The organism is Marininema halotolerans (assembly GCF_900116235.1).
In the GTDB taxonomy this organism is placed as follows: Bacteria; Bacillota; Bacilli; order Thermoactinomycetales; family DSM-45169; genus Marininema; species Marininema halotolerans.
The window spans coordinates 104,821-111,019 of the sequence record NZ_FPAA01000011.1 but is presented as its reverse complement, the minus strand read 5'-3'; the positions used below and the strand labels follow the sequence as shown (position 1 = coordinate 111,019).

The 6,199-nt window shown below is 45.6% G+C and carries 9 protein-coding genes; 7 read left to right on the top strand and 2 right to left on the bottom strand.

From position 1 onward, the window contains the following. Together CHX35_RS14280 and CHX35_RS14275 are read right to left on the bottom strand one after the other, a co-directional pair. On the bottom strand, nt 1-94 hold a 94-nt coding region (locus CHX35_RS14280), incomplete at its 3' end, for a helix-turn-helix domain-containing protein (RefSeq protein WP_140413582.1). Nucleotides 95-302: 208 nt separating this feature from the next. Then, nucleotides 303-1,577: an MFS transporter gene (locus CHX35_RS14275; protein WP_091838494.1), complete on the bottom strand. Its 1,275-nt coding sequence runs from the start codon at nt 1,575-1,577 to the stop codon at nt 303-305. A 129-nt stretch (nt 1,578-1,706) separates the two neighbouring features. On the opposite strand from CHX35_RS14275, the gene CHX35_RS14270 reads away from it, so the two are divergent. The 7 genes from CHX35_RS14270 (at nt 1,707) to spoIIIAF (ending at nt 6,188) form a co-directional block, all read left to right on the top strand. Then, the gene (locus tag CHX35_RS14270; RefSeq protein WP_091838491.1) at nt 1,707-2,045 is read left to right on the top strand and encodes a CD1247 N-terminal domain-containing protein; all 339 of its coding nucleotides are present in this window, start codon (nt 1,707-1,709) and stop codon (nt 2,043-2,045) included. A 165-nt stretch (nt 2,046-2,210) separates the two neighbouring features. Next, on the top strand, nt 2,211-3,173 hold the full coding sequence (gene spoIIIAA, locus CHX35_RS14265; RefSeq protein ID WP_091838487.1) for a stage III sporulation protein AA: 963 nt from the start codon (nt 2,211-2,213) through the stop codon (nt 3,171-3,173). Next, the gene (gene spoIIIAB, locus CHX35_RS14260; RefSeq protein WP_091838485.1) at nt 3,170-3,688 is read left to right on the top strand and encodes a stage III sporulation protein SpoIIIAB; all 519 of its coding nucleotides are present in this window, start codon (nt 3,170-3,172) and stop codon (nt 3,686-3,688) included. The genes spoIIIAA and spoIIIAB overlap by 4 nt, the downstream gene beginning before the upstream one ends. Nucleotides 3,689-3,703: 15 nt before the next feature. After that, nucleotides 3,704-3,910 (top strand): stage III sporulation protein AC, encoded by a 207-nt coding sequence (gene spoIIIAC, locus CHX35_RS14255; RefSeq protein WP_091838482.1) that lies wholly within the window; start codon nt 3,704-3,706, stop codon nt 3,908-3,910. 19 nt (nt 3,911-3,929) lie between these two features. Beyond that, nucleotides 3,930-4,319, top strand: a complete 390-nt coding sequence (spoIIIAD, locus tag CHX35_RS14250; RefSeq protein WP_091838480.1) for a stage III sporulation protein AD — start codon at nt 3,930-3,932, stop codon at nt 4,317-4,319. An 11-nt stretch (nt 4,320-4,330) separates the two neighbouring features. Continuing rightward, nucleotides 4,331-5,527, top strand: coding sequence for a stage III sporulation protein AE (gene spoIIIAE / locus CHX35_RS14245; protein ID WP_176392096.1), 1,197 nt, complete (start codon nt 4,331-4,333; stop codon nt 5,525-5,527). 10 nt (nt 5,528-5,537) lie between these two features. Then, nucleotides 5,538-6,188 carry a stage III sporulation protein AF gene (gene spoIIIAF / locus CHX35_RS14240; protein WP_091838475.1) on the top strand — a complete coding sequence of 217 codons (651 nt, stop codon included), beginning with the start codon at nt 5,538-5,540 and terminating at the stop codon, nt 6,186-6,188. Nucleotides 6,189-6,199 lie beyond the last annotated feature (11 nt).

Here is a 6,199-nt window from a genome sequence, read left to right as displayed (position 1 = left end):
GGTTAAATACAAACCGACTACATCCAATGGATTTGTTAATGAGAATGGCTTGTTCCTTTGTTGGATACAAACGAAATTGAAACGCTTTGTGCATGAGTTCACCTCCCTTGTACTTAATTATATACGGGAATGGTTAGACTTACGAGAGGGGAAAAACATCCCTCCCTCGTCTAACGCGCCGATTCATCCCCCACTTGTAGAAGTTGGGAGTATTCTCGGCGCAATTAAGATAAAAAAAGCCCAATCCGATGGGAGATTGGGCTTTCTTTATTTAGGAAGGGATTATAAAGAAAATGGATCTTTTACGATAGTGTTGGATCTGAGCGATGAAGAGAATGGCGCATGTAAAGGCGAATTTGTCCTCCCTTTCCGCGAATGCCTTCGGGTTGTTTGAGAACCCAAAGACAGAGGAGTGCAGTGCCTCCTGCAAGGACAGCATTGCCAAAGAAGAGCCACCATTTGTGCGACGCCATCGCGCTAAATACAGGAGGACCCATGGCAACACCAAGGAAACGCACACTTCCATACAGGGAAGTGATCATCCCGCGCTCCTTGGAACCGACTGCGGAGGTGATCAGGATATTCAAACAGGGGAGAACCAATCCACTGCCAGCGCCAATGATGAGAAGATTTGCCAACAGGAGATACGTATTGTGAATGAGAGGAACAAAGCCCATTCCCAGTGCAATGGCGATTAACCCAATGACAATTAAGTGCTTCATCAATAATGTTCTTTCTTTAATGTGGTTTCCAGTAAAGTAAGAAATCCCACTCATCGCAAGTAGAGGGATGGCCAATACGAGTCCTTTTGGCACGCCATTTAACCCATACCGTTTTTCCAGGAAATCAGAGAGATAAAAGAGCACACCAAACAAAATAAATAACGTGACAGCACCTGCTAAAAAGGCGACAAGTAACCATGCGCCCTGTCGTTTCCAGGTTTGGGTTAAGCTTTTTCCATATTGTGATAAGGGGATTTTTTCGCGGTTTTTTGGCTCATGAATAAAAAAAGAAACGGCAATGGCTACGACCACGCAAAAGATGGGAAAAAGAAAAAAGAGCGAATACCAGGCGATGAGTGCAAGTAATGAGCCTAGGATCGGGCTAATAACCTTCCCCATTCCATTGGAGGCTTCTATGATTCCTAGGACCTTACTCCGCTCATGATTACGAAAAAGATCACTGACGAGGGCCATGGCAATTGGAGCGGTTCCAGCGGCACCTAGCCCTTGTAGTATACGGCCAGCTAACATCCAGCCATATTGTCCTCCGTTCCAAATAGCGGCTAGACCGGTGATCAAGCCACCTGCACCATAAATGAAGAGAGAGATAACAATGACCCACTTCCGACCAAAGCGATCCGACAGAATTCCAGCGAGGGGGATAATTACTCCTGCAGTGACAGAAAAAAGGGTGATAATCAGGCTTACTTGAAAAGATGTAATATGAAGCTCACTTTCCATGGTCGGCAAAACAGGGATTAACATGGAGTTCCCTAATACCATGATCAAAGGAATCGTCGATAAGGTAAGAATGATACTGGTACTGGCCTGTTGGTTTTTTATTGGTTCTGCCAAGTCGCGTTTCGCCTCCTCAAAAAACCTTCTTTTAGCGTGTCCAAAGATTGATGAAAGTATCGAGGTATTTCTAAGAGAGTAAGTGGGCACACTGTCACGGAATACTGAGGAAAAGGTGGGAGTGTGGCAATGGAAGCAGATAGCAATCAATTGCGCCGGGATGTAGCTTTTATACAGGGGTTAATGGCTGGAAGCCAAGGATTAGAACAAACTCCCCAAGGGATCGTTTTACAACGTATGGTATCCGTTTTGGATGAGTTGGCTGCGGAAAATGAGCAACTGCAATTAAGAATGGATGAATTGGAAGAATATGTGGAAGCGATTGATGAAGACCTAAGTGAAGTAGAACTCGTCGTTTATGATGAAGATCTATGGGAAAATGATGAAGCATTTGCTTCTGAGATCGACCTTGACGAGGAAGTTGACCCGGAGGAATTAGTGACGCTGGATGCAGATGACGCCAGTTAATCTGAAATCTTTCACACTTACATAAAGGAATAGGGATATATAAACGATTTGATAGAGAGAACCAGCTCCTTTTTTGCGGCGGGTTCTTTTTTGTGGTGAGCGTCATAATGATTGTCCAATAGCCATAACTATGGAATAAAACCAGGTTGGACAGGAGGTCGCCACATGAATTCTTCTATATGGCATCTGCTCCCGTTGTCCATCAAGGGTATGATAGAGAGCTTGCCGAACCGTATTCGATCCCAACTAGAAGAGATTCGGGTCCGGGAAGGGAGGCCACTCGAGGTAATTACGCCTATTGGATCGTGGTTTATTTCAGCGGAAGGGCGAACAACATCTCGACCGGAAGAAGGATATTGTCCCAATCGAGAAACATGTGGCAAGATGCTCAATTTAATCAGTAATCATTCTCTATACGCGATGGAAGAAGAGTTGCGTCGCGGCTACGTCACAATTCAAGGGGGACATCGTATTGGGTTGGTTGGGAGAGTGGTGGTAGAAGGTGGCCAAGTACAACATTTACGAGAAGTGACCGGCTTTAATATACGCATTGCAAGACAAGTCAAAGGGATCGCCGAGCCGCTTCTCCCCAAGTTAATGCCTCGAGGGAGATTAGTGAATCTCCTTTTGATCTCACCACCCCAATGCGGTAAAACCACATTGTTACGAGATCTTGCCCGGGCAGTAAGTGTCGGGACACGTTCTCTATCTTCACAAAAGGTAGGCATTGTGGATGAACGATCAGAAATAGCTGGTTGCGTGGGAGGAGTTCCCCAACATGATGTGGGTCCGCGAACCGATGTATTGGATGGGTGTCCGAAGGCGGAAGGGATGATGATGATGATTCGCTCCATGTCTCCGGATTTGCTTGTCGTCGATGAAATCGGTAGACAGGAGGATAGCGAGGCAATTTTTGAAGCGATTCATGCGGGGGTTCATTTGTTTACCACCGCGCATGGTCGTTCCATGGAGGAGGTTTGCCGTCGCCCCGCGCTTGCTCGTTTGGTGGAAGAGGGAGTGTTTGGTCGTTATTTAATTCTAGGTCGTACCCGAGGACCTGGAACCGTAGAGGCCATTTATGATGAGCGAATGAACCACCTGGTCTATAAAGGAGAGGGCGTAGGATGATGAAATTAATCGGTGCTACGTTAATTCTCCTATCCAGTAGTGCTGTTGGCTTCCATATCGCTCACCGCTATGCAGAACGACCACGCCAAATTCGTCAATTACTCGGTACGTTTTCTGTATTGGAGACGGAGATCACTTATGGCGCGCGACGCTTGGATGAGATCTGTGAACAATTAGCGCGACGTGAAAAAGAACCTGTTCGCTCCCTCTTTGCTCAATGTGCGAAAAATCTTTCAACCCTTGATGGTGTATCCACTTATGAATGTTGGCAACGCGCAGTTGAGTCTATGTGGCCAAGTACATCGATGAAAACACCAGAAAAGGAAGTATTAATTGACTTTGGTAAGACCCTCGGTGTGTCGGATCGAGCGGATCAAATGCAACATATCCAACGAGCAAAAGTGAATCTAGCTACTGAAGAAGGTCGGGCCCTTGAGGCGCAAGCACGATATGAAAAAATGTGTCGTAGCTTAGGTATCTTAGCAGGCTTACTGATTGTCATTTTGATCTATTAGCAAGGGGGAAGGCTAATGCCGTACAACGTCGACGCCATTTTTCAAATTGCAGGCATTGGCATTATTGTTGCGATGATTCACACGGTTTTAAAGCAAATGGGAAAAGAAGATTTTGCGAATTGGGTCAGTTTAATCGGCTTTGTTGTCGTTTTGTTTATGGTTGTTGTCCGATTGCAAGATTTATTTCAGACGATCAAGAGCGTCTTCTTATTTAATAGTTAAGGTTAAGGGGGCGGTCCACTTGGACATCATCCAGGTGGTGGGGTTGGGGTTAATCTCGACCTTCCTCATCCTGGTCGTCAAAGAACAAAAGCCCATTTTCGCTTTTTTGCTGGCAACGTTTACGGGGTTAGTCATCTTTTTGAGCTTGATCGGCAAGATTTCCGATGTGCTTCAAGTACTAACCACGCTCGCGCAAAAGGCCAAAGTGAACACCCTATTTCTTGAGACGATCTTAAAAATCATCGGGATTGCCTATATCGCTGAATTTGGCGCTCAAGTGACTCGCGATGCTGGGCAAGGGTCCATCGCCTCAAAAATTGAGTTAGCTGGGAAAATATTGATCATGGTGATGGCCATCCCCATTATTACCATGATTATCGAGACGGTTGTCCAAATCCTACCTGCGTGAGGATGGTTTCCATGGTGCATTGGTTACGGATCGGTGGACTCCTAATTCTCTTCTGCATCTCATCGTTGGGGTCACCATTGGGAGCCATCGCTGCGGAAAACGGCAATGGTTTGGAAGAAAAAGTGATTCGGTCTCAGTTGAATCAGCTGCATACCGATCAGGTGGAGCAGTTTTGGAGGGAATTAAAACAAGAATATGGCCACTTTCTGCCTCCAGGGGTGGGGGATGATCTCTTCGATGTCATCCTGTCCCAAGCCAAAGGGGGATGGGATTGGAAAGAATTCTTTCTCAGTTTTATCAAATATCTCTTTCATGAAGTGCTCTATAACGGGAAGCTTCTTGGAACAATCATTGTATTAACGGTGTTTAGTATGTTCCTTTCGACCTTACAAACCGCCTTTGAACGGAATCAGGTGAGTAAGATTGCCTATGCGATTTCCTTTTTGGTGATTACCATCCTTGCCCTTAATAGTTTTTCCGTTGCCGTTGATGCAGCGAAGGGGGCCATCAGCCGAATGATTGATTTTATGATGGCGCTTGTCCCTCTTGTGCTAACCCTCCTCGCATCAATGGGTAATTTGGGATCGGTGGGGATGTTTCATCCGCTCATTGTGTTTATGGTCCATGTGATTGGGACATTGATCTACACCATCGTTTTCCCCTTGCTATTCTTCTCGGCAGTATTGGCAATAGTAAGTTGCCTTTCAGATAAGTATAAGGTGAACCAACTGGCCAACCTTTTGCGTAATGTGAGTGTTGGTTTACTCGGTAGTATGCTGACCATCTTTCTTGGAATTATCTCTGTACAAGGAGCTACCTCAGCAGTAACCGATGGGGTGACCATACGGACAGCAAAGTACGTAACCGGTAATTTTGTTCCCGTTGTGGGTCGGATGTTCTCTGACGCGGCGGATACCGTTGTTGGAGCCTCATTATTAGTTAAAAACGCAGTAGGGATTGCAGGCGTGGTTATTCTCTTGTTTATCAGTGCATTTCCAGCCATAAAAATTCTATCTCTGGCGTTTATCTATAGTTTTTCTGCAGCAGTCATGCAGCCTTTGGGTCATAGTCCCATTATTGAATGTCTAAATATCATCTCGAAGACGTTAATTTATGTATTTGCCGCCTTAGCTACAGTGGGGCTGATGTTTTTTCTAGCCATTACCATCATCGTAGCCGCTGGCAATATCTCGGTCATGATAAGGTAGGTGATTCCGGGTGATTGAACTCGTCGCAGACTGGCTGAAGCCGATTATTATCCTGGTGTTACTGGCTACCTTTATGGACCTGCTTTTGCCTCACAATGGGATGGAGCGCTATGTCAAGTTGGTTATGGGTCTGCTTATCATTATGGCCATTCTCTCACCGATCCTTCAATTCTTACAGAAGGATATCCAATTATCGGATATTGCGTGGGATTCACAGATAAATGGGCAAGGGGAAGCCTCACTTACTTCGATCCAACAAGAGGGTAAGAGGATGGGAAAAAAGCAAGAAAAAATGATTCAATCGGAAGTAGAAAAAAAGATGGCACTTGCCATTCAACAGGATGTGGAGAAACGGTTCAAAGTGGAGGTGACTACCGTGACAGCGCAAACAACAACCCATGCCAAGAAAGAGCCATCGGTTCATAAACTTTCTCTTCGTTACCAAAAACAAAAGGAGCCGAACACATCTCAACAAGTGGATCCCGTCGATGAAGTAAAACCTGTCCACGTCGAGCTTTCAGACCATGATTCGCGTAATGAAAGTAAGCCGAAAATATCCACAAAAACCGATGCCTTGGGTCGAAGAATTCGACAGTACTTATCTGAAACGTGGGGGATACCACCAGATGCAATAACCATAAAACAGGAACCAGAGGCCTGAGGAGGGGGGGT